General features: G+C 66.0%; 1 protein-coding gene and 1 pseudogene. Both read left to right on the forward strand.

Translation table 11 applies throughout. The features are described from left to right. Nucleotides 1-252: pseudogene (locus H7I57_RS16175) on the forward strand (type IV secretory system conjugative DNA transfer family protein); the annotation flags it as partial. A 125-nt stretch (nt 253-377) separates the two neighbouring features. Further along, nucleotides 378-578: a hypothetical protein gene (locus H7I57_RS16180; RefSeq protein ID WP_264024635.1), complete on the forward strand. Its 201-nt coding sequence runs from the start codon at nt 378-380 to the stop codon at nt 576-578. Nucleotides 579-788 lie beyond the last annotated feature (210 nt).

Genomic DNA, 788 nt, shown 5'->3' on the forward strand with positions numbered 1-788 from the left:
CTGTCCTACGACCACAGCCTGGATTCGACGTCGACGAGCCGCACCTTCGGCAATGCCCTTGAGCCAGAGGAACTTATGCCACCCAATGACTCGTTCGCACGGCTGCTGATCCGCGGCACCCCCGGACGCATGGTCACCCTCATCGACTGGACCGAGTTCGTGAAGTACCTCGACGACCTGCGGGCAGCGCGGCTCCACAGCAGCGGCGGCCGCCAGCGATTCAGCGGCCTCAACCCGGCGGCCACGGCATGACGACCGTTGGTACCCAGATCAATTCCGCTGCGTCGCGGGAGACCTCGCTGTTGTCACCGAACGTGCCCGCATCCACGGCAACGGCTCTGGCGCGAGCACGCAGAGATCTTCAGCACGCAGTCTTGATGGGTGTCGACACCCATCGCCGCCGCCAGTACGCCCTCTCGGCTCGCGATGAGGCCGCCACGGTGCTCCTGGCCCCCGATGCCAGCTCCCGACAACTGCGCTATGCCCGGGTGTATCTCGTTGCCGCGCAGCGCTTCTTAGACGCCTGGGTCACACTGGCGATGTGCGACCGCGGCGAGGGCTACCCGGCTGCCAGCTAAAGGTGTGGCGGGTAGCCCACCACGCCGGGGGCAGCCCCATTTCCGGTGCCGGGCTTGCCGGGTGTGACTGCTGACGGCAGTCGCTGCGCTGTGCTTGGAGACCGGCCACGCAAGCCGGAAAAATAGTGCACGAGCGACCCTTTGGGGCGTTTTAGGGTCAGAGTATGGCTGATCCCAGCGACAAGTTTGATGAGGTGCGGCGGGCGTGGG

The organism is Mycolicibacterium pyrenivorans, assembly GCF_025821625.1.
In the GTDB taxonomy this organism is placed as follows: Bacteria; Actinomycetota; Actinomycetes; order Mycobacteriales; family Mycobacteriaceae; genus Mycobacterium; species Mycobacterium pyrenivorans.

What these genes read in the sequence shown, in the direction of transcription:
- H7I57_RS16180 (WP_264024635.1), top strand. Translation starts at nt 378, where the DNA reads ATGGGTGTCGACACCCATCGCCGCCGCCAGTACGCCCTCTCGGCTCGC.